This is a genomic window from Bradyrhizobium sp. IC3123, from assembly GCF_020193625.1.
GTDB lineage: Bacteria > Pseudomonadota > Alphaproteobacteria > Rhizobiales > Xanthobacteraceae > Bradyrhizobium > Bradyrhizobium yuanmingense.
On record NZ_JADYVF010000011.1, the window covers coordinates 20505 to 42741 of the forward strand.

Below are 22237 nucleotides of genomic sequence, written 5' to 3' on the forward strand. Positions count from 1 at the left end.
CCGAAAAGGGCAGACGATGCGGAATCGTCCAACTCGGGTGCAGGCCAGGACAAGAAGCCGATGGCCATGACGTGTCAGTAACTTAGCCATCGAACGAAGGCGGCAAAGGCGTGGTGCGCTACGCCTGTTGAGGGGGCGTTCCGGTAGTTTTGGAGCGCCTGCTTTGGAATTGGAATTGGGGGGTGGAGTGAAAAAGCTGACATCACTGACGGGCGCTTCATTGGCTGGCGCCTCGATCATGGTTTCTGCAGGAGCTCTGGCCGCCGACCCCACTGTGAAGGCGCCGCCCCGACCGGCTTGGGTCGATAGCTGGGCCGGGCCTTATATCGGCGCCTATTTCGGCGCGGGTGCCGGACGTGTGACGGAATCCTCGACGGGCCGTTTCGGTAACAGTTCTGTCTCGACAAACGCCGGTGTTGTGACGTCGAGCTCGACCCTGGCCGGAACGACCGCGAGCAATCTTGCGGGCGATGTGACCGGTTCGATGGTCGACCTGTTCGCGGGGTATAATTGGCAGGCCGGGAGTATCGTGGCGGGCGGGCAGGTCGAAGGCACGGTCTTTTCCGATGTCGCGTTGAAGCCGTTCGGCAACGAGACGCTCAACAGCGTCAGCACCAACGTGCTGCTCGGGGCGGTGACCTCGACGGGTGCCCGCACGGCGATCGTGCAGAGCAACCAGCAGCTGCGCTCGCGGGTCGGGCTGATCGGCCGGGTCGGTTTTCTCGCGCGTCCGGATCTGCTGCTGTATGGCCTCGGCGGCCTCGAGCTCGGTCACTTTACCTTTGCCGACGGCGCCGATCCTTTCGGCGGTGACAACAACAAATGGGTTGCCGGCTACACGGTCGGCGCCGGCGGCGAGCTGAAGCTGACCGGCAATTGGTCGCTGCGCGGCGAGTATCGGTATCTGAACTTTGGCTTCAACCGGAGCGCAGCCGCCAGCTCAACGGCCAGCTCGGCGACGGGCGCAACCACGTCCGTCTCGACTAGCAGTCAATCCTTTTCGTCACGCATAAATGCTGATTTCCACCTGGCCAAGATCGGTCTGGTCTACCAATTCGGTGATTCCGGGCCGCTGTCCGCAATGGCGGCGATACCTTCGGCAGCACGCGGGTCTTCATTCGCAGGCGCCTGGGGTGACAGCTGGGCCGGCCCCTATATCGGTGCTTACGTCAGCGCCGGCGCCGGGCGGGCAAGGCAGACCTCCACGAGAATCGACGACGAAGGCAATGCCAGCAGTCTCGGCGGGTCGTCGGCGTTCACGCGATCAGGATTCGGCAATCTCGCCGGCGACATGACCGGTTCGATGGTCGATCTGTTCGCGGGCTACAATTGGCGAACCGGCAATGTCGTGGTCGGCGGGCAGATCGAAGGCACCCTGTTCAGCGACGTCACCACAAGGATGGTCGGCAACGAGGCATACAGCTCGGTGTCGAGCGACAACGGCGTCGTCACCTCGACAGAATCGGGGACGAACAGCATCGAGGACCGGCAGCAATTGCGCTCGAACGTCGGCGTGATCGGCCGGGCCGGTTATCTGGTGACACCGAATGTGCTGCTGTACGGCCTCGGAGGCCTGGCGCTGGGGCACCTGACCTATCCCGACAATTATCCCGACCCGGAAGCGCAGGTCAGCGACAAGAACGGCAAATGGGTGGCCGGTTATGTCGCGGGCGCGGGCGGCGAGGTCAAGCTGACGGACAGCTGGTCGCTGCGCGGCGAATACCGCTACATGCATTTCGGATATGACCGTAACGAGCCGTCAGGCAACTCGTCGACGTCCGTATCGGGCGGCGGCACCAACACGTCCACCAACAGCACCGTCCACCGGCGGCATATCGATGCCGATTTCCACGTCGGCAAGGTTGGACTGGTTTACCAATTCGGCGCGTCAGGCGCGCGGTCGGCGATGGCGGCACCGCCGGGCCCGGCCTGGAGCGACGGCTGGGCGGGACCCTATATCGGTGCCTATTTTGGTGCCGGTGCCGGACGTGCGGCGGAAACCATCGCAACGAACAACAGCAGGACCAGCACGACCACCAGCGTCGGGACCACGACCTCCACCAGCACTGAATCGGCGCGCGGCCGTCCCGTCGGGGACGTGACGGGCTCGATGGTCGATCTTTTCGCGGGCTACAATTGGCGCGCCGGCAATGTCGTGGCCGGCGGGCAGATCGAAGGCTCGGTGTTCTCCGACGTTACGTTCAACACCATCGGTCCTCAGACATTCACCTCAGTCGACACCTCGAACGGAGCTGTCACCTCGCGGTTCTCGGGCTCGCAAACCGCTGCGAGCCAGGCTCAGCAGCAGCTGCGTTCGAATGTCGGCGTGATCGGCCGGGCCGGTTATCTGTTGACACCGAACGTGCTGCTCTACGGCCTCGGGGGTCTGGCGCTGGGGCATTTCACTAACGCAGACGGGGACTTCAGCCGCGGCGATTCCAGCGGCAAGTGGGTGGCCGGCTACACATTGGGCGCCGGCGGCGAAGTGAAGCTGACAGGCAATTGGTCGCTGCGTGGCGAGTATCGCTATGCGCATTACGGCTTCGACCGCGACGAATCCAGCAAATTCGCATCGAACTCGCAATCGACCGGATCCTCCAGGACCTCTGTGTCCACCGACAGCACCCATCGTCAGATCAATGCCGATTTCCACACCGGGAAGATCGGCATGGTCTACCGGTTCGGTGAAGGCGGACCGCGTTCGGCCATGGCCGCGATGCCTGGCGCGCCCAGCGACCACTGGGCGGGCCCCTATCTCGGCGCCTATTTCGCTGCCGGCGCAGGCCGCGCCCGACAGAACCTCGCCTCGACGGCCGACTCCGCGCAGCAGAATTTCAATGGCGCCGTGCTAACGACGAATGGCGTCGTCAGCACGACGACCCGCGGCAATGCCGTCGGCGACACGATGGGCTCGATGGTCGACCTGTTCGCAGGCTACAATTGGCGAGCCGGCAATGTCGTGGCCGGCGGTCAGATCGAAGGCACGCTGTTCTCCGATGTCGCGTTCAAGACGGTCGGCGAGCAAACGAGGAATACCCGGCAAGTTTCCAACGGTGTCGTGACGACAGGTGTCAATCAGGTGGCGATGCAGGCCAGCGAGCAATTGCGCTCGAACGTCGGCGTGATCGGCCGGGCCGGCTATCTCGTGACCCCGAACTTGATGCTTTACGGTCTCGGCGGCCTGGCGCTGGGCCATTTCACTTTTCCCGATCCCGGCAATTTCGAAGGGCCCAACGGCAAGTGGGTGGCGGGTTATACGGCCGGCGCGGGCGGCGAGTTCAAGCTGACGCAGCGATGGTCATTGCGCGGCGAATATCGCTACATGCACTTCGACATCGACCGCAACGAGACACGGACCAGCTCGAGCACGCAGACCCTGGGCATCACGACCATTTTCAGGTCGAACGCAGACACCACGTCGCGAAAGACCAGTGCGGATATTCACATTGCGAAGATCGGTGCCGTCTATGGCTTCTGCTATTGCGACTAGGTGCACGGTGGCAAACGCGCATGCAGATGGTGGTTGCGATCACCTCTGTGAAATAGGCAGGCGAAAAGCCGCTACTGAATCGTTCCATGGGTGCGCCGCCTCTCGGCGCAATTTGAGGGAAGTCATGAAATCCATTGTCTCTGGTACTCTCCTGCTCTCGGCTCTCTGTCTCTCCCACGCCGCCTTCGCGGCCGATCTTGCCAGGGCCTACACCAAGGCGCCGCCCGCGCCGGTCGCATTCAGCTGGACCGGTTTTTACGCCGGCGTGCATGGCGGTTATGGCTGGAGTGATCCGACCGCGACCTTCGATCCCGGCGCGCTCGCAACCGGGACGGTGCCCGGCTATGTCGTCACGGGCGGGACTGGGCCGTTCACCCTGGATGTGAGCCCCAAGGGCGGATTCGGCGGCGGCCAAATCGGCTATAACTGGCAGTCCGGCACGTTCGTGTACGGCCTGGAAGCGGATGTCAGCGGCGCTGCCATTAAGGAGACGGCGAGCCGCCCCTTCAGCGTCACCGGAACGATCGGCGGCGACAATGGCGCCTTCACCGGCGTATTCAATCTCAAGCAGGAAATCGACGTCTTCGGCACGATCCGCGGACGTCTCGGATACGCGGCGAACAATGTGCTGATCTACGGTACCGGTGGCTTCGCCTGGGGCCACGTCAAGAACAGCATCTTCACCTCCAACCTCGCCACGCCGAATATCGCCAATTTCAACGGTTTCTTCCCGGCCCTGACGCGAAGCGCTTCCTCGTCGGAGGTCCAGGTGGGTTTCTCCGCGGGTGGCGGCCTGGAATGGGCTTTCGACCCGCGCTGGACATTCAAGGCCGAGTACATCTACATCAATCTCGGAAAGTCGAACGGCAATGCGCTTGCATTCCCCGGCGCGTCCTTCACGGACACCGAGGTTCAGCTTCATACGGCCAAGGGCGGCATCAACTATCGGTTTTGACTGAATGGATTTTGTGGTGCTTAGTGGTGGTAACGCAGGCGCGGCCAGTAGCGAACCATGGGCAGCGCAGAGTAAGTCTGCTCTGCCCCGAACTCGGACGTCAACTTGTTCGGCTATCGCGAGGGCGTCATCGACTCCGATGTCGAAATAATCGAACGGTACTCTCGGTCTTCCGAGACTAGCCGCTGAGCAAAAGAGGAGTCCGAGTCAATCGGTGGTGCCGGATGAACGAGTTATCAAGCACTTTCGACGGCCTCTTCAAAAGTGAATTCTCGATCAATCAAATGGTTGGCCGGAGCGTCACGTACGTGCGCCGGGGCAAGTTGCTGGGCGGCAATTCAGGGTTTGCTCATATAGGGAATTACCATGTCGAGGGGGACTCAATCCGTGTCGATGTGACCAGCCGACGACACAATTTTGGCGCCGATCATCAGTCTTTGCTCGGTTCCGACGTCTCGTCAATTTCCGTCGTCGGAAGGGCGGTTGGTAAGGCCTTTCACTTCGAGGGCAGCTCCCCGCAGGTGCCCGGTGCCGTCTTTCGATCCATCATGACCCCGCTGGATGAAAGCGACCTTCCGGCGCCCGGGATGATTGGTGAAGGTGGCATTTCCAACGGATTGTACTCCATCCATCTCAAAATCTTGGACGGCGTTCCCGGCGGCCTGACTGGAGTGATGCTATTGAACAACGGCCGTATCCTGGGTGGCGATGCCTTCTTCTACTATCTGGGTTCATATTCCTCCTCCAGCGGTCGATGGAGAGGGCAGATGGTCAATCAAGAGCATACGCCGGCGCGAGGGGAAGATCCGGTATTCGGTGGACACGAGATTGGAATTGGTTTTTCCGGGACGTGCGATGCCGAGGGCGGTTTCCTCGAGGGCACGGCGCTTGCGGGCAAGCGCAGCATCAGGTTCGAAGCTGATCTGAAATTGATCTGCGCTGCTTAGGGAGCGCGAAAGCCGAGGGCGCAGCTGCCGCGCGACGCCGCGCCCACACCCATCATTTTTCCAAGCTCAAGTAGTCGAAATAGAGATAAGCTACTTGAAGTTGTCAACCGAACCGCGGCGTAGCTCGCGAACCGGCCTGTCCTAGTCGCTTTGAGCACTTAAAAGTGTGGAGGAGGAGATGAAACGGCTGCTATTCGTTGGGCTTGTCGCGCTTCAATCGATCGGTATCGGATTGGCTCATGCCCAATCCGACGACTTAGCCAGACGCATCGAGCTGGGCATGAGGCTTATTAAAGTAGGATGCCCTACCGGCTCGGCAACGCAGAAAACAGAAGTGAAGGGAAATGCGACCGGTCGCATTACACTGTTGAGACCTGCTGACGCATCCGCCGACGCCGGCGCCAGTGTCAACTTCACGAAGGAGGAAGCCCACGGGCTGGTGGCTGCACTGCAAGAAGAAGTAACTGACAGCGGAGTCAAACTCTCTGAGCGACAGCTCGATTGCCTAAAGCCCTAGTATCGACCGAATCTTCCAAGAGCTTTTCCCGAACAAGAAATCAGGTACACGCGATGAAAAGCGTTTAGCTCTTGCAGACCTTCATACTGCATTCAGAAAGATTGCAAGGCACGCGTATGGAGAGCAGATTGGTCCCCCTTTGACGTACGGGGTTAGCATCAATGACGACAAAATTGAGATATTTAACAGATCTTCGGCTTATTGGGCTCGCCTCGGCGATCTCAAACCAGAACCGGAATTTGTAACGCACGCTCCGGGGCTTCCACATCTCAGATTATATTGCCTGCTAAGCGACTGCGTGTCTCAGGTCTACAAAGATGGAAATTCCGAAAAAAGAAGCTACGCCCCAGTCTATGTAAAAATCGGAGCAGACCCGAAGCCGCTTGAGAATGCATTTGCTCGCGTGATCCGCCTATATTGAATCTAGCAGTTGTTGTGTCGCTTTTTTCCGCTCTCTGAGAGTTCCTGAGGGAGTGGACGGGTTTGAGCCTGAATCGGGCTAGAGGTCTTTTGGCGCAACCCCCGATTCACTTATCTTAATGAGCTGCGCACTTCCTCTTCTCTACTCTTAGACCGTTCAAGTCTTGTGGCGAGGGCGTCGATGCAGAACCACCGCACGATTGTGTTTGTCGAACGGCTGAACGAACTCTCTTCCCAACTTGCAGAACTAGAAGAACTCCGCCTCAAGGTCGAAGAGGCGGAGCGACTCGCCTGCGCTGTGCATACGTCGCGTTCGCCCGGACCTCTGACCACCCGCTGGAAACACAAATGCGCGCCAGACGCCGCGACATAGATTAGCACTTCGCCACTGTTGTCGTGACGCTGCTCTGGCTAGCGTGCTTTCTGCGACGCTGTTCGTGGTCCTTTTGCGTGGGCACCCCTGAGAGGAGTGACAGTCAGTGAAAGTCGCGTATTGGCTTGTCGCTGACGTCCTTGCGCCTCGCGAGACTGCGATACCGCCGCCAAAGCTCTGGCGATCCGGCACTGGCTGCGCACCATGCCGAGATGATGCGGCATCATCTTCGTCGACTACGATGTCGGCGCATTGAGCCGCTCGAGATAGCCAACGAGCACTGACGCCGATGAGCCTCATCCTGAGGAGGCGCGTGAGCGCCGTCTCGAAGGACGAGGCGTGCGCGCAGGCCGCCACCAGTCAATGCGAAGGACAGGGCCGTGATCGATCCTGCAAGGGTCGGCTTCGTCGGTTTCTCGCTCGGCGGGGCGACCGGCCTCGTGCTGATGGGGATCAAGCCGGATTTCGCCAGGGTCGCCAGCCTCTGCAAGGAGACGACCGGCATGTGCGCACAGCTTCACAACGGCGAGACGCCGCCCGAGCCGATACAGGACGCGCGCATTCCCGCCGCCGTCATCGTTGATCCCGCACCGGCGACCCTGACGCGAGACACCGCGGACGGTGTAATGCTAAGGGACACGACGAGCGACCATGGTGCGAGCTACGATCTGATTGCAATTAAGCCGGACCGCGCCCCAGTTGACCTCGCCTCCGTGCTGCCGCCGGCCCGTTTATTTGTGCGTGCCACCTGGGGAATACCTGATTAGTTCGGCTGTACTTCTTCCGCTTCTGGCCCTTGGCAGACCTATTGCGGCTTCGTGTTCGACAGCAGCTTTTGACCCGAAGCAGTCATTGCACCCGGTCTCACGAAAAAAGTGCTAAGCTGATCTTCCCACAGGCGTGATCCCTAGAGGGAGCGACGCATGCGACGGCGGGAATTCCTAGCCTTCAGCGGTGCCGTAGCAATCCTCCCATTTGCTGCGGGGGCTCAGGCCCAAGTCCGCCGCGTGGGTGCTCTCCTAGCTAGCCCTCTAAGCAGGCCAATTCTCGAAAGAGTATTGAAGGAGAAAGGTTGGCTGTTGGGTCAGAACCTGCTCATAGACTATTGCATAAGCGATGGCGATACTGAGGAGAGCCGCAAGTGCGCGCGCGAATTGATCTCGTTGAAGCCTGATGTCTTGTTCGCGGTTACCAACACGTCGATGGCGTCACTGCAAGCTGAGGGGTCTAATATCCCGACCGTATTCGCGATGGTCAGCGATCCGATTGGAATGCGCTATGTCGAGACTTTCGCGCGGCCCGGTCGTAATGTTACCGGGTTCACTGCCTTTGTACCATCTCTCGGGGGTAAGTGGATCTCCCTGCTGAAGGAAATCGCGCCGCAGATTGAGCGGATCGGCGTTGTCTACAACCCAGAACCAGGGAATAACTCTGCTGCGTTTCTCGCTTCGATAAAGGCCGTCGCACAAACCTCCGGAGTGGTTTCGGTGGAGACGCCCCACGGCGATAGCTCCAGCATCGAACGGTTAATCGTATCTCTCCAAGACGCGCGGAACGCTGGTCTTGTTTTTCTACCTGACGCACTGACTGCCGCACGACGGAAGGAAATGACCGCGCTTGTTGCTAAGTGCAGGTTGCCCGCGATCTACTTCCTACGACTATTCTGCGATGTAGGGGGTCTTGTTTCGTATGAGTAAACCTCAATAAAATATATGCAGGCGCGGCATCCTACGTTGATCGAATTTTGCGCGGCGCCAATCCGGCAGACCTGCCAGTGCAAGCTCCGACCGAATTCGAATTCATCATCAACCGCAAGACCGCGAGAGTGCTCGGCTTGGAATTACCTGAAAGCCTCCTAGCCCGCGCCGATGAAGTTATCGAATAGAGAGCCGACTTCCGCTTGTGGCCCATCGCTGACGTCCCGAGCGGCCACACACGCCAATGTGCGGTGGATCATTCTTAGCGTGTAACCCCGACGTTTCCATCTTAATCCATCGACCTAAAATTTAATGCCGGGACAAAGTGACAAATTCTGACCGGCGGCATGCTCCCAACGGATTATCCTGTTGCCTCACCAGAGGAGGTGACCATGGTACAATTTATTCCGACTTCCATCACACGACGAAGCATGGTCGCAGGAATGGCGCTGACGGCCGCCCCGACGACTGCATTGCAGGGAGCAAGTAAGGCATACGCGCAGGCCCAGCAAACCTCGCCTGAGAAAAGTCTGTATGAGCGGCTGGGCGGCGTTTTTGCTATTGCGGCCGTGGTGGATCACTTCAGCGACGCTGTCGTGAAGAATCCCGTCGTGGGCCAGAAGTCCAAGAATCCGCAACTACGAGAATGGCACACCAAGAACCTGACAAGGTTGCCGGGCCTCAAGTTCATGCGGACGCTGTGGGTCTGCGACGTTTCGGGCGGGCCCCTTAAGTTCGCGGCCACCAAGCCTGGCGCGACGCCGCTCGGACTTGAGGAAGCGCACCGCAATCTCAGAATATCTCCGGCAGAGTTCGATGAGGTCGCGGCGGAACTCGGGCGGAGCCTCGACTTTGCCAAGGTCCCTAAGCGCGAGAAAGCCGAGGTGCTGGCTGCGTTTGCCGCGCACAAGGACGAGGTTACCGCCGGGTCTGCGACGGTCGGCAAGCGCGGCTGAAGGGTGATCTTCCCGGTCTTCGCTAGCACCGACTGGCTCCGGCTGGGCGGGCACGTTGGATCGCGCCGCGATCCGTCCGGTTGTGGCCATGCTGACGTCCCTCGCGCTAACGTCCGATAAGCGCCCTTGGACTCCAGACCTCTGCAGCCCCTTCCGCGAACAGCGTGTGGTCGGGGATTCGCTCCAATGTGCAGCAGCCAGCGCCTGATGTGCGCTCCCGGCATGATATCCACGATGGCATAATACCCCTGTTTTGCCCGACGGGTCAGAAGTTTTTCGTCGAATCAGAAATATCGTTGCGTGCCAACGGGATGGCTACTGTGCATGGGGTTGTTTTCCAGTTTTGAGCCTGCGATTGCACGCCTTCACAAGCAAAAGGAGCCGCCCCTTCGGACGGCCCCTTTGGTCTCGTGAAATGTGGTCCGCTTACTCCGCGGCCTGCTTCTGCGGCGGGTCGAGCGCGCCGGACTTGTGGATCTCGGCGACCTGGTGATCGCTGAAGCCGAGCACCGAGCGCAGGATCTCGTCGGTGTGCTCGCCGAGCAGCGGCGATCGCGTCACGTCTGCCGGGCTATCCGACAGCTTGATCGGGTTGCCGACCGAGACGTACTTGCCGCGGGTGGGGTGGTCGACCTCGACCACCGTGCCGGTGGCGCGCAGCGACTGGTCTTCCGCGATCTCCTTCATCGACAGGATCGGGCCGCAGGGGATGTCGTCCTTGTTGAGGATCTCCATCGCCTCGAACTTTGTCTTCGTCATCGTCCACTGCTCGATGCGGGCGAAGATCTCGTTCAGGCGCGGCAGGCGCGCCGCCGGCTTGGCGTAGTTCGGATCGGTCTTCCAGGTGGGTTCGCCGATCACATCGCAGATCTTCTCCCAGACCGGGGCCTGGGTGATGAAGTAGATGTAGGCGTTGGGATCGGTCTCCCAGCCCTTGCACTTCAGGATGCGGCCGGGCTGGCCGCCGCCGGAATCGTTGCCGGCGCGCGGCACGGCGTCGCCGAACGGCACGCCTTCGCCGAACTGGCTGTATTCCTTCAGCGGGCCGTGGGCGAGGCGCTGCTGGTCGCGCAGCTTGACGCGGCAGAGGTTGAGCACGCCGTCCTGCATCGCGGCAGTGACGCGCTGGCCCTTGCCGCTGTGGGTGCGCTGGTAGAGCGCGGTGACGATGCCGAGCGCGAGGTGCAGGCCGGTGCCGCTATCGCCGATCTGCGCGCCGGTGACGAGCGGGACGCCGTCGCGGAAGCCGGTGGTGGAGGCGGCGCCGCCGGTGCACTGGGCGACGTTCTCATAGACCTTGCAGTCTTCATACGGTCCGGGGCCAAAACCCTTGATCGAGGCGACGATCATCTTCGGGTTGATCGCCTGGATCTTCTCCCAAGGAAAGCCCATGCGGTCGAGCACGCCGGGGCCGAAATTCTCCACCAGCACGTCGCACTTCTTGATCAACTCGGTGAGGACTTCCTTGCCCTTGGGGTTTTTGGTGTCGAGCGTGATCGAGCGCTTGTTGTGGTTGAGCATGGTGAAATACAGGCTGTCCACGTTCGGGATGTCCTGCAGCTGGCCGCGGGTGATGTCACCCACGCCCGGGCGTTCCACCTTGATCACGTCGGCGCCGAACCAGGCCAGCAGCTGCGTGCAGGTCGGTCCTGACTGGACGTGGGTGAAGTCGAGAATGCGAACGCCCTCGAGCGCTTTGGTCATCGTATTGCTCCGTACTCTGTCTGCCCCTGCACCCGGCAGGGAATAAGGGTTGAGGGGTGGACTTACTTCTTCTTCTGCAGAACGCTCTGTGGATTGAGGTTGCCGATGCGGCCGCTCTCCGAGCCGGCGGCCGGATCGATCACGGCGTTGATGAGCGTCGGCTTACCGGACTTCATGGCGTCGTTGACGGCACGCTTCAGCTCGTCCGGCGAGGTCGCGTTGACGCCGACGCCGCCGAAGGCTTCCATCATCTTGTCGTAGCGCGCGCCCTTGACGAACACGGTCGTTGCCGGATCGGAGTTGGCGCCGTTGACGTCGGTGCCGCGATAGATGCCGTCATTGTTGAAGATGACGACGCAGATCGGCAAATTGTAGCGGCAGATGGTCTCGACCTCCATGCCGGAGAAGCCGAACGCCGAGTCGCCTTCCACCGCCAGCACGGGGTGGCCGGTCTCGAGCGCGGCCGCGATCGCCTGGCCCATGCCGATGCCCATCACGCCCCAGGTGCCGACGTCGAGACGCTTGCGGGGCTTGTACATGTCGATGACGCCGCGGGCGAGGTCGAGTGTGTTGGCGCCTTCGTTGACGAGGATCGCCTCGGGATAGTCCTTGATGACGTTCTTCAGCACACCGAGCGCGCCGTGATAATCCATCGGCGATTTGTTGTTCATGAGCTTCGGCGCCATCTTGGCGACGTTCTCTTCGCGCTTGGACGAGACCGCCTTGGTCCATTCGGCCGGCGGGGCGGTCCAGGATGATCCCATCGCCTGGTTGAAGGCGGAGACGACCGAGCCGATGTCGCCGACGACGGGCGCGACGATCTCGACGTTGGAATCCATCTCCTTCGGCTCGATGTCGACCTGGATGAACTTCTTCGGCGCCTCGCCCCAGCTCTTGCCCTTGCCGTGCGACAGCAGCCAGTTCAGCCGCGCGCCGATCAGCATGACGACGTCGGAGTCCTTCAGCACCGTCGAGCGGGCGGCGCCGGCGCATTGCGGATGGGTGTCGGGGAGCAGGCCCTTGGCCATGCTCATGGGCAGGAACGGAACGCCGCTCTTCTCGACGAAGCTCTTGATCTCCTCATCGGCCTGCGCGTAGGCCGCGCCCTTGCCGAGGATGATGAGGGGGCGCTTGGCGCTCTTGAGCACGTCGAGCGCGCGCTTCACGGACGCGGGCGAGGGGATCTGCGCGGGCGCCGCGTCGATCACCTTGACCAGCGACTTCTGGCCGGCCTCGGCGTTCATGACTTGGCCGAACAGTTTTGCCGGCAGGTCGAGATAGACGCCGCCCGGACGGCCTGAGACCGCAGCGCGGATGGCGCGGGCGAAGCCGATGCCGATGTCCTGGGCGTGCAGCACGCGATAGGCCGCCTTGCACAGCGGCTTTGCGATCGCAAGCTGGTCCATCTCCTCGTAGTCGCCCTGCTGGAGGTCGACGATCTCGCGCTCGGAAGAGCCGGAGACCAGGATCATCGGATAGCAATTGGTGGTGGCGTGGGCGAGGGCGGTGAGACCATTGAGGAAGCCGGGCGCCGACACCGTGAGGCAGACGCCGGGCTTCTTGGTGAGATAGCCGGCGATGCCGGCGGCGTAGCCGGCGTTCTGCTCGTGACGGAACGAGATCACGCGAATACCCGCGGCCTGCGCCATGCGGCCCAAATCCGTGATCGGGATGCCCGGCACATTATAGATGGTGTTGATGCCGTTCAGCTTGAGCGCGTCGATGACGAGATGGAAGCCATCCGTCAGTTCCTGCTCGGTGCCCGGTGCTTCGGACTTGGTCGCGGTATTCAGCATGGGCCTTGTCTCCCTGGTCTCAAGGTCGTTGGGGCGAATTGTTCGCCCTTCTGGTGAACGTTGCTTAAGTGAACAGTTACGTAAACAGTTCTTGGCCGTGCGCTTCGACGTAAGCGGCAAGGCCGAGGGTGTGATCGCGGGCGCGCTTCTCGGCAAGCTCGGTGTCGCGCGCTTCGAGCGCTTCGATGATGCCGAGATGCTCGGGCAGTGACGTCGCGGTGCGGTCCTTGCGTCCGATGGTCAGCTGGCGATAGCCGCGCACGTGCAAGAGCAGGTCGTTGGTGAGATCGACCAGCACCGGCGATTCCGACAGCGAGATCAGCGCCTGGTGGAAGGCGATGTTGGCGCGCGAATATTCCTCGACGTGATCCTCGGGCAGTCGGTCCTTGCCGAAATCCTTGAAATAGTCGCGCAGCGCCGTGATGTCCTTCTTGCGCGCGGTGGTGGTGATGAGGCGGGCGGCCATGCTCTCCAGCGCCGCCCAGGCGCGGATCATGTCGACGATCTCGCTCTTGGTCCTGCGCACCACCATGATGCCGCGGCGGGGCACGGTCTTCACGAAACCGTCCTGCTCCAGCATCGCGATGGCCTCGCGGATCGGCGTGCGGCTGACGCCGAGCCTTTCGGACAGCGCGCGCTCGTCGAGCATCACCGGCTCGGGCGTCGAGTAGATGTCCATCTTGAGGATGGCTTCCTTCAAGGCGTCATACGCCTTGTTCTTGAAGCTGCTCTCCGGGGCAATACGAACGATTGCGATGTCTGCCTCGGCCATGTTCGGCAACGCCTTGGTTGGTTTCCGTAGTGACACGACGAATCTCCTCCAGTGGGGAGTCGTCTTTTACAGGAATATTAACTGGAAAGTTTTTGGCATACCACATGCCAGAATGTCAAGCTGCCTATTTTTTGCGGCCTTCTAGGCCATGCACCAGCTTGACAAGTTGGCTTCTGGCATACCAAATGCCATCGCCAGCCATTTTTGATCCATGCCGGCGGAGTAGTCCTGAGGCTTATGCCACTCCGTACCGCCGCATGGAACAGAGCGCGGCGAATGGCAAGCATCATGGGCAGCCGCAAACACGCGCGCGCTTTGAAAAGAACGAACTGAGGTCAAGGGAGAAGCCACATGTCCAATTCCAAAGATGCCGTCCGCAAGGTGCTTGACCAGGTCAAGGCGGACAACCGCACCAGCCTGACGGCCCCGGAAGGCAAGCTGGTCTGCGACGCCTACGGCATTCCGGTGCCGAAGGAGGGCGTGGCCAAGTCGGCGGGCGAGGCCGGCAAGATGGCTTCGTCCATGGGCTTCCCGGTCGTGATGAAGATCGTCTCGCCGGACATTCTCCACAAGACCGAAGCCGGCGGGGTCATCGTCGGCCTCAAGACGACTGAAGAGGCCGAGAAGGCCTACGAGACCATCCTCGGCAACGCAAAGAAATATAAGTCCGATGCCAAGATCGAAGGTGTGCAGGTGCAGCAGATGCTGGCCGGCGGAACCGAGGTCATCGTCGGCTCGATCACCGACGGCTCGTTCGGCAAGCTGGTCGCCTTCGGCCTCGGCGGCGTGCTGGTCGAGGTGCTCAAGGACATCACCTTCCGCCTCGCGCCGGCGACCAAGGAAGACGCGCTCTCGATGCTCGACGGCATCCAGGCGCACGAGATTCTAAAGGGCGTGCGCGGCGGCGAGCCGGTGAACCGCAATGCGCTCGCTGACGTCATCGTCAAGGTCTCGCAGCTCGTCACCGATTTCCCTGAGATCGTCGAGCTCGACCTCAACCCGGTGTTCGCGACGCCGAAGGATGCCACGGCCGCAGACGTCCGCATCGTGGTCGACTTCGCCTACAAGCCGAAGCCGAAGCCGCGTCCGACCGAAGAGATCGTCGCGGCGATGAACCGCATCATGCAGCCGAAGGCGGTCGCCGTCGTCGGCGCCTCCGCGGAGGACGGCAAGATCGGCAATTCCGTGATGAAGAACCTCATCAACGGCGGCTACAAGGGCGAGATCTATCCGATCCATCCCAAGGCCGCCGAGATCCTCGGCTACAAGGCCTACAAGAGCGTCAAGGACGTGCCGGGTGTGATCGACGTCGCCGTGTTCGCAATCCCCGCGAAATTCGTCGCGGCCGCGCTGACCGAATGCGGCGAGAAGAAGATCCCGGGCGCGGTGCTGATTCCGTCGGGCTTCGCTGAAGCCGGTGCGCCGGAGCTGCAGGCCGAGATCGTCGAGGTCGGCAGGAAGTACGACATCCGTCTGATGGGGCCGAACATCTACGGCTTCTATTATACGCCCGCCAATCTCTGCGCGACCTTCTGCACCGCCTATGACGTCAAGGGCCATGCGGCGCTGTCGTCGCAGTCGGGCGGCATCGGCATGGCCATCATCGGCTTCTCGCGCTCGGCCAAGATGGGCGTGTCCGCGATCGTCGGCCTCGGCAACAAGTCCGATATCGACGAGGACGATCTGCTCGCCTTCTTCGAGCAGGACCCGAACACCAATCTGATCGCCCAGCACTGCGAAGACCTCAAGGACGGCCGCGCCTTCGCGGAAGCCGCAAAGCGCGTGTCCAAGAAGAAGCCGGTGGTGGTGCTCAAGGCCGGCCGGACCTCGGCCGGCGCGAAGGCGGCGTCGTCCCACACCGGCGCGCTCGCCGGCAACGATCGCATCTATGAGGACGTGTTCAAGCAGTCCGGCGTGATCCGTGCCCGCTCACTTCGCCAGTTGCTTGAATTCGCCCGCGGTGTACCGGTGCTGCCGACGCCGAAGGGCGAGAACGTTCTCATCATCACCGGTGCCGGCGGCTCGGGCGTGCTGCTGTCGGACTCCTGCGTCGATAACGGCCTGTCGCTGATGTCGATGCCGCCGGATCTCGATGCGGCCTTCCGCAAGTTCATCCCGCCGTTTGGAGCGGCCGGCAATCCCGTGGATATCACCGGCGGCGAGCCGCCGATCACCTACGTCAACACCGTGAAGCTCGGCCTGTCGGATGAGCGCATCCACGCGCTGATCCTCGGCTATTGGCACACCATCGTCACGCCGCCGATGGTGTTCGCTCGCAACATGGTCGAGGTGAAGAAGGAGATGGAGGCCAAGGGTTTTGTGAAGCCGATGGTTGCCTCGCTCGCTGGCGACGTCGAGGTCGAGGAGGCCGCCGAATATCTCTATCAGAACGGCATCCCGGCTTACGCCTATTCGACCGAGCTACCGGTCGAGGTGCTTGGCGCCAAGTACAAGTGGGCGCGCGGGGCAGGGCTGCTCTGAGCTTGCGTTCACCTCTCCCCGCTTGCGGGGAGAGGCCGGAATTTGCACAGCAAATTCCGGGCGAGGGGGAGCTTCCGCGAGTCCAATTGCCACTGTCCTTGCGGAAGCTCCCCCTCACCCTGACCCTTTCAGAGCGAGCGTTGCTCGTCTCGGCCCCGCAAGCGGGAGAGGGGAAGAGAAGAAATGCAGGTCGCGATGAGCAAGAACGTGATCCGGCGCAAGTCGCTCGAGCCCAAATCGGCCTCGGAGGCCGATCACGAGAGCCGCGACGGTGGCGTGCAATCGGTCGACCGCGCGCTGTCGATCATCGAGACGCTGGCCGAGGACGACGAAGGCTATCGTCTGAGCGATCTCTCGATCCGCACCGGCCTGTCGGCGTCCACCGTGCACCGGCTGCTCGCAACGCTCGAAAGCCGCCGCTTCGTGCAGTTCGACCGTGGCGAATCCAAATGGCATGTCGGGGTGCGCAGCTTCACGGTTGGCGCCAGCTTTGCGCGGCGACGCAATTTCTCCGCACAGGCGATTCCATATTTGCGCAAGCTGCGCGATCTCACCCGCGAGACGGCCAATCTCGCCGTGGTCGACGATGAGTTCATCATCGTGCTGACCCGTATGGAAAGCCGCGAGATCATGCGCTCGCTGACCAAGGTCGGCGGCCGCGTCCCCATGGTGACCTCCGGCGTCGGCAAAGCGGTGCTCGCAACCTATTCAGACGAGGATGTCGGCGCCGTCATCCGTCATCACGGCATGCCCCGCCTGACCGAGAAGTCGATCGTGCGCCCGAGCGACCTGTTCAGGGAGCTCGAGAAAATCCGCAAACAGGGCTTTGCCGTCGACGATGAGGAGGCGCAGATCGGCCTGCGCTGCGTCGCCGCGGTGGTATACAACGCGCTGGCCGAACCGCTTGCGGCGATCTCTGTTTCCGGCCTGACGAGCCGCGTCACCGACGAACGGTTGCCGGAGATCGGCCAGATCGTCCGGGACGTCGCGGCGGAACTGACTGCCGCGCTCGGCGGGGTGATCCCGGCGCCCCGCTGACCAAAAACCCTGAGGCATGTCACTGGACAGCATCGGCCGTTTTGGTTGATATGCGACCAAACGACACAATGCGGCAAACGTCCGCATGAGCCTGGAGATGCCCTCATGTTCCGATTTCCCGTGCGCCTTGTCGGCGCAGCCGTCGCGTTGACTCTGGCGGCAGCCAATCCGGGTTTTGCCCAGCAGCTCGAGCTCAAGTTGATGGCGCCGGCGGCTCCGGGCGGAGGCTGGGACCAGACCGCGCGCTCGATGCAGCAGGCGCTGGTGGCTGCGGGCGTCGCCCGCAGCGTGCAGGTCACCAATGTTCCCGGTGCAGGTGGCAGCGTCGGCATCGCGCAGTTCGTCAACGGCGCCAAGGGCGACGGCAACCAGATGATGGTCAACGGCTTCGTCATGGTCGGCGCGCTCGCCATGAACAAGTCGCCGGTGACGCTGGAGCAGGTGACGCCGATCGCGCGCCTCACCGAGGAAATCCAGGTGATCGTGGTTCCCGCGAACTCGCCGATCAAGACTGCGCAGGATCTGGCCGCCGCGGTGAAGGCCGATATCGCCAAGGTCACCTTTGCCGGCGGTTCGGCCGGCGGCGTCGACCATGTGATGGCGGCCTTGTTCGCCGGCGCCGTCGGTGCCGACGCCAAGAAGATCAATTACATCCCGTTCTCCGGCGGCGGCGAGTCGCTGGCGGCGATCCTCGGCGGCAAGGTCACCGCGGGCATTTCGGGGCTCAGCGAATATGAAGGGCAGATCAAGTCGGGCAAGCTGCGCGCGATCGGCGTGACCTCGGAGAAGCGCATCGCGGGCAGCGACATCCCCACGTTCAAGGAGCAGGGCATCGACCTCGTGATCGCCAATTGGCGTTCGGTGGTCGCGCCTCCCGGCATCACGCCGGAGCAGCGCAAGACCTTGAGCGATGCGGTCGAGAAGATGGTGAAGTCTGACGCCTGGAAAGAGATCCTCAAGCAAAAAGGCTGGGAGGATGCCTATCTCGGCGGCGATGCTTTTGCCGACTTCCTGAAGAAGGAAACGGCCCGTGTCACCGACGTGCTGAAATCGGTCGGCTTGGTCAAGTCATGACCTCGGGCGATCCCGTCCAGCCGCCGCGGCGCGTCGACCGCGCCGGTCTCGTCATCGCGGCATCGCTTGCGGTGCTCGCCGCCGTGCTGGTCTGGGACGCGCGCGGCCTGCAATCCGCCGCGATGTACGGGATGGGGCCGGAGGCGATGCCGGTTGTGGTCGCCTGCGGCCTTGCGCTGCTTGCGATCGGCAATTTCATCGACGCACTGCGCGGCAATCTGCCGGCACGCGAAAGCGCCGATCCCGTGCCTGTGGTTCTGATCCTCGTCGGTCTGGCGCTGCTGATCGCCATCATCGGCTTTGGCGGCGGCTTCATCCTGGCGACCTCGGCCCTGTTCGTGACGACCTCGGCGGCCTTCGGGCGCCGTGCCATCCTCATCGACGCCATCATCGCTCTCGTGATGTCGACCCTCATCTATCTCGCGTTCGACCGGTTGTTGACGCTGAGCCTGCCTGCCGGCCCGCTGGAGCGATTGCTGTGATGGATACCTTTGCCGCGCTGGCTCACGGCATGGCGGTCGCCGTCCAGCCGATGAACCTGCTTTACGCGCTGATCGGCGTGTTCCTCGGCACGGCCGTGGGCGTTCTGCCCGGCATCGGCCCGGCATTGACGGTCGCGCTGCTGCTGCCAGTGACCTACAAGCTCGACCCCGGCGGTTCGCTGATCATGTTCGCCGGCATCTATTATGGCGGCATGTACGGCGGATCGACCACAGCGATCCTCATCAACACGCCGGGTGAAAGCGCCTCGATGGCGACCGCGCTCGAAGGCAACAAGATGGCCAAGGCCGGCCGCGGCGGGCCGGCGCTTGCGACCTCCGCAATCGGTTCCTTCGTCGCCGGCACCATCGCCACCATTGGCTTGGCCTTCCTTGCGCCATGGCTGGTCGATGTCGCCGTGCGCTTCGGTCCGGAGGATTATTTCGCGCTGATGTGCGTTGCCTTCGTCACGGTGTCGGCGACCTTCGGCGATTCCCCAGTCCGCGGCCTGACCAGCCTGTTCATCGGTCTGACGCTCGGTCTCGTCGGCATCGACAAGTTGACCGGTCAGGCGCGGCTTGCGTTCGGCGTTCCTGAATTGCTCGACGGCGTTGAAGTCACAACGCTCGCGGTCGGCCTGTTCGCGGTGGGCGAGGCACTCTACGTCGCATCGCGCCGCCACCACACCGAGGAGAAGCTGGAGCCGGTGCGCGGCTCGCTGTGGATGACCAAGGAGGACTGGAAGCGGTCTTGGAAGCCCTGGCTGCGCGGCACCATGTTCGGCTTTCCGATCGGTGCGCTGCCGGCCGGCGGTGCGGAGATCCCGACCTTCCTGTCCTATTCGACCGAGAAGCGGCTGACGAAGCACCCCGAAGAGTTCGGCAAGGGCGCGATCGAAGGGGTCGCCGGGCCCGAAGCCGCCAACAACGCCTCCGCCGCAGGCACGCTGGTGCCGCTCTTGACGCTGGGCCTGCCGACTTCGGCGACCGCCGCGATGATGCTGGCGGGCTTCCAGCAATATGGTCTCAATCCGGGCCCGCTGCTGTTCGCCGAGCGGCCCGACCTCGTGTGGGGCCTGATCGCCAGCCTGTTCATCGCCAACATGATGCTATTGGTGCTCAATCTGCCGCTGGTCGGCCTGTGGGTGCGGCTGCTCGCGATCCCGCAGCCCTGGCTCTATGCCGGCATCCTCGTGTTCGCGACCATGGGCACCATCGCGGCAAAGCCGTCGGTGGTGGAATTGTCGATGCTGGCCGGTTTCGGCGTGCTCGGCTTCCTGATGCGCCGGTTCGATTTCCCGATCGCGCCCGTCGTCGTCGGCCTGATCCTGGGCCCGATTGCCGAAAGCCAGCTGCGCCGCGCGCTCGCGATCAGCCTCGGCGATCCCATGACGCTGCTGCAGAGCCCGATCTCGGCGACGCTCCTCGGCGTCGCGCTGATCGCGCTGGTCGCGCCCTTCGTCTTGAAGGGGCTCGGGCGGTTCAAGGCGAATGAGGACTAGCGGAACTCATCAACGGCCAGTTTGCCCAATGCGTAAGCAAAGATGCCGTTTTATTTGAGTTGCCCCTGCCGCCGTCGGGGGCAACCATCGCTGGGCTGTCCAATATCCGTGAGAGCCCCGATGACCAAACTCACCCGCTTCACCGTTGCTCCCCTGCACAGCATGACGCGGCGCTTGGCCGATGTTGCGTCGGCCCGCGTCGCGCCGGATCTCGTCGTCACGGGGGCGCGGGTGCTCTCGACCTATTCGGAGCGCATTCATCAGGGGCGGGAAGTCTGGATCACAGGCGGCCGCATCGCGGCGGTGAAACCGGCAGGCACAGCCAAGAAAGCCTGGAGCGATGTTCCGCTGTATGACGCCGCCGGTGGCATCATCGCGCCCGGCCTCGTCGATCCGCACATCCACATCGAATCCTCGATGGTGACGGCCTGCGCCTATGCCGAGGCTGCGTTGCTGAACGGCACCACCACGATCTTCTGCGACAGCCACGAGATCGGCAACGTCATGGACGTCGCCGGTGTGGAGGCGATGCTGGAAGATGCGCGCGAGGCGCCGCTGTCGATCTTCTTGACCGTGCCGAGCACGGTTCCCGCGACCTCGGCTGAACTGGAGACGGCGGGCGGCGACCTCACGCCGGACAAGATCGCCGGTCTGTTCGATCGCTGGCCCGAAGCGGTGGCGCTTGGCGAGAAGATGGATTTCGTGCCTGTCACGATGGGCGACGAGCGCAGCCATGCCATCCTCTCCGCAGCCTTAAAGCGGGGGCGTCCCGTTTCCGGGCATGTCTACGGCCGCGAATTCGTTGCGGCCTATGCGGCATCCGGCGTCACCGACACCCATGAGGCGATCGACCGCGACATCGCCGATGACCTGCTCGATGCCGGCGTCTGGGTGTTTTTGCGCGGGGGACCGCCGACTACGCCCTGGCACTCGCTGCCGCAAGCGATCCGAACAATCACCGAGCTCGGGGCCTCGCACAAGCGCACCGCCGTGTGCACGGACGATCGTGACGCCGATGATCTCCTGCTGTTCGGTCTCGACTGGGTCGTGCGGGAAGCCGTGAAGGCGGGGATGTCGCCCGAGCAGGCCTGGTCAATGGGCTCTCTGCATGGCGCGACCCGCTTCGGGATGGAAGGCGATATCGGCGGGCTTGGCGGCGGCCGCCGCGCCGATCTCGTGCTGATGGACGATCAGCTCGAGCCACAATGCACGTGGTATGGTGGCGAGCTCGTGGTCGAGCACGGCAAGATCACCCCGCGTCTCGATCAGGCGCTGTCGCATCGCTACCAATATCCCAAGGGAGCCTATGCGACCGTCAAGCTGCCGCAGACCATGAAGCTGACGCCCGAATTGCCGGCCAAGGCCTGCGCCGTCAACGCCATCAAGACCGCGCTGCCTGGCATCACGCTGATCCACGAGAAGGTCGCGATCGAACCCGCAAAAGACTGGCCGTCGCTGTTCGCGCGCTATGGCCTCTGCTTCGTCGCGGTGGTCGAGCGTCATGGCCAATCCGCGGGCAACGTCGCCCATGGCCTCTTGAAGGATTTCGGCCTGAAGCGCGGCGCGGTCGCGTCCAGCGTCGGGCACGACAGCCACAATCTCATCGTCGCCGGCACCAACGAGGGCGACATGCAGGTCGCCATCGCCGCCATCAAGGAGCGGCAGGGCGGCGTCTGCGTCGTCGCCGACGGCGAGGTGAGGGCGCTGGTTCCGCTGCCGATCGCAGGACTCCTGTCCGACAAGCGTGTCACCGAAGTGGCGGAAGAGGTGAAGGTGCTGAAGAAGGAATGGGCCGAGGCCGGCTGCACCATCCCATACATGGGCTTCAATTTGATTCCGCTATCGGTCATTCCGGAAATTCGCATCACCGATAAGGGACTCGTGCTGGTGCCGCAGATGCAGCTGGTGCCGCTGTTCGAGTGAGCTGCTTTCACGCATCTGTTGATCTAACCGATTGACACGTCCACGATTTTCTCGTGGTTGCCGCATCGTGGAAAATAAAATCGGTCTCGTTGAGATCGGCTTCTGCGTATCTG

General features: G+C 62.5%; 17 protein-coding genes. 14 read left to right on the top strand and 3 right to left on the bottom strand.

Annotated elements, in window-relative coordinates:
- Window positions 1–187 precede the first annotated feature (187 nt).
- From I6F20_RS28375 to I6F20_RS28405, 8 genes are all read left to right on the top strand, one after another.
- The gene (locus I6F20_RS28375; protein WP_225128824.1) at window positions 188–3490 is read left to right on the top strand and encodes an outer membrane protein; all 3303 of its coding nucleotides are present in this window, start codon (window positions 188–190) and stop codon (window positions 3488–3490) included.
- 124 nt (window positions 3491–3614) lie between these two features.
- Window positions 3615–4445 (top strand): outer membrane protein, encoded by an 831-nt coding sequence (locus tag I6F20_RS28380; RefSeq protein ID WP_225128826.1) that lies wholly within the window; start codon window positions 3615–3617, stop codon window positions 4443–4445.
- A 224-nt stretch (window positions 4446–4669) separates the two neighbouring features.
- The gene (locus tag I6F20_RS28385) at window positions 4670–5392 is read left to right on the top strand and encodes a hypothetical protein (RefSeq protein ID WP_225128827.1); all 723 of its coding nucleotides are present in this window, start codon (window positions 4670–4672) and stop codon (window positions 5390–5392) included.
- A 178-nt stretch (window positions 5393–5570) separates the two neighbouring features.
- Window positions 5571–5909, top strand: coding sequence for a hypothetical protein (locus I6F20_RS28390; protein ID WP_225128829.1), 339 nt, complete (start codon window positions 5571–5573; stop codon window positions 5907–5909).
- A gap of 1173 nt (window positions 5910–7082) precedes the next feature.
- Complete coding sequence (locus tag I6F20_RS28395) at window positions 7083–7469, top strand: alpha/beta hydrolase (protein ID WP_225128831.1); 387 nt, start codon at window positions 7083–7085, stop codon at window positions 7467–7469.
- Window positions 7470–7625: 156 nt separating this feature from the next.
- Window positions 7626–8399 (top strand): ABC transporter substrate-binding protein, encoded by a 774-nt coding sequence (locus I6F20_RS28400; RefSeq protein WP_275945410.1) that lies wholly within the window; start codon window positions 7626–7628, stop codon window positions 8397–8399.
- 11 nt (window positions 8400–8410) lie between these two features.
- Window positions 8411–8587: an ABC transporter substrate binding protein gene (locus tag I6F20_RS38430; protein ID WP_518513074.1), complete on the top strand. Its 177-nt coding sequence runs from the start codon at window positions 8411–8413 to the stop codon at window positions 8585–8587.
- 204 nt (window positions 8588–8791) lie between these two features.
- Window positions 8792–9355, top strand: coding sequence for a group I truncated hemoglobin (locus I6F20_RS28405; RefSeq protein ID WP_036023379.1), 564 nt, complete (start codon window positions 8792–8794; stop codon window positions 9353–9355).
- Between the two features lie 426 nt (window positions 9356–9781).
- Here I6F20_RS28405 and frc read toward each other — a convergent pair whose 3' ends face one another.
- The 3 genes from frc to I6F20_RS28420 all read right to left on the bottom strand — a co-directional run bounded on the left by frc (window position 9782) and on the right by I6F20_RS28420 (window position 13627).
- Window positions 9782–11059, bottom strand: a complete 1278-nt coding sequence (gene frc / locus I6F20_RS28410) for a formyl-CoA transferase (protein ID WP_036005670.1) — start codon at window positions 11057–11059, stop codon at window positions 9782–9784.
- A gap of 62 nt (window positions 11060–11121) precedes the next feature.
- The gene (oxc, locus tag I6F20_RS28415; protein WP_225111776.1) at window positions 11122–12855 is read right to left on the bottom strand and encodes an oxalyl-CoA decarboxylase; all 1734 of its coding nucleotides are present in this window, start codon (window positions 12853–12855) and stop codon (window positions 11122–11124) included.
- Window positions 12856–12931: 76 nt separating this feature from the next.
- Complete coding sequence (locus tag I6F20_RS28420; protein WP_157282741.1) at window positions 12932–13627, bottom strand: GntR family transcriptional regulator; 696 nt, start codon at window positions 13625–13627, stop codon at window positions 12932–12934.
- Between the two features lie 351 nt (window positions 13628–13978).
- Here I6F20_RS28420 and I6F20_RS28425 point away from each other — a divergent pair, with 351 nt between their 5' ends.
- The 6 genes from I6F20_RS28425 (at window position 13979) to I6F20_RS28450 (ending at window position 22124) form a co-directional block, all read left to right on the top strand.
- Window positions 13979–16108 (top strand): acetate--CoA ligase family protein, encoded by a 2130-nt coding sequence (locus I6F20_RS28425; RefSeq protein WP_225128832.1) that lies wholly within the window; start codon window positions 13979–13981, stop codon window positions 16106–16108.
- A gap of 195 nt (window positions 16109–16303) precedes the next feature.
- Complete coding sequence (locus tag I6F20_RS28430; protein ID WP_225129000.1) at window positions 16304–17146, top strand: IclR family transcriptional regulator; 843 nt, start codon at window positions 16304–16306, stop codon at window positions 17144–17146.
- Window positions 17147–17251: 105 nt separating this feature from the next.
- Window positions 17252–18220: a Bug family tripartite tricarboxylate transporter substrate binding protein gene (locus I6F20_RS28435; RefSeq protein WP_036023339.1), complete on the top strand. Its 969-nt coding sequence runs from the start codon at window positions 17252–17254 to the stop codon at window positions 18218–18220.
- Window positions 18217–18702 (top strand): tripartite tricarboxylate transporter TctB family protein, encoded by a 486-nt coding sequence (locus I6F20_RS28440; RefSeq protein ID WP_157282511.1) that lies wholly within the window; start codon window positions 18217–18219, stop codon window positions 18700–18702. Before I6F20_RS28435 ends, I6F20_RS28440 begins: the two co-directional genes overlap by 4 nt.
- Complete coding sequence (locus I6F20_RS28445; RefSeq protein ID WP_225128835.1) at window positions 18702–20201, top strand: tripartite tricarboxylate transporter permease; 1500 nt, start codon at window positions 18702–18704, stop codon at window positions 20199–20201. Before I6F20_RS28440 ends, I6F20_RS28445 begins: the two co-directional genes overlap by 1 nt.
- 120 nt (window positions 20202–20321) lie before the next feature.
- On the top strand, window positions 20322–22124 hold the full coding sequence (locus I6F20_RS28450) for an adenine deaminase C-terminal domain-containing protein (RefSeq protein WP_225128837.1): 1803 nt from the start codon (window positions 20322–20324) through the stop codon (window positions 22122–22124).
- The last annotated feature ends 113 nt before the right edge of the window (window positions 22125–22237 follow it).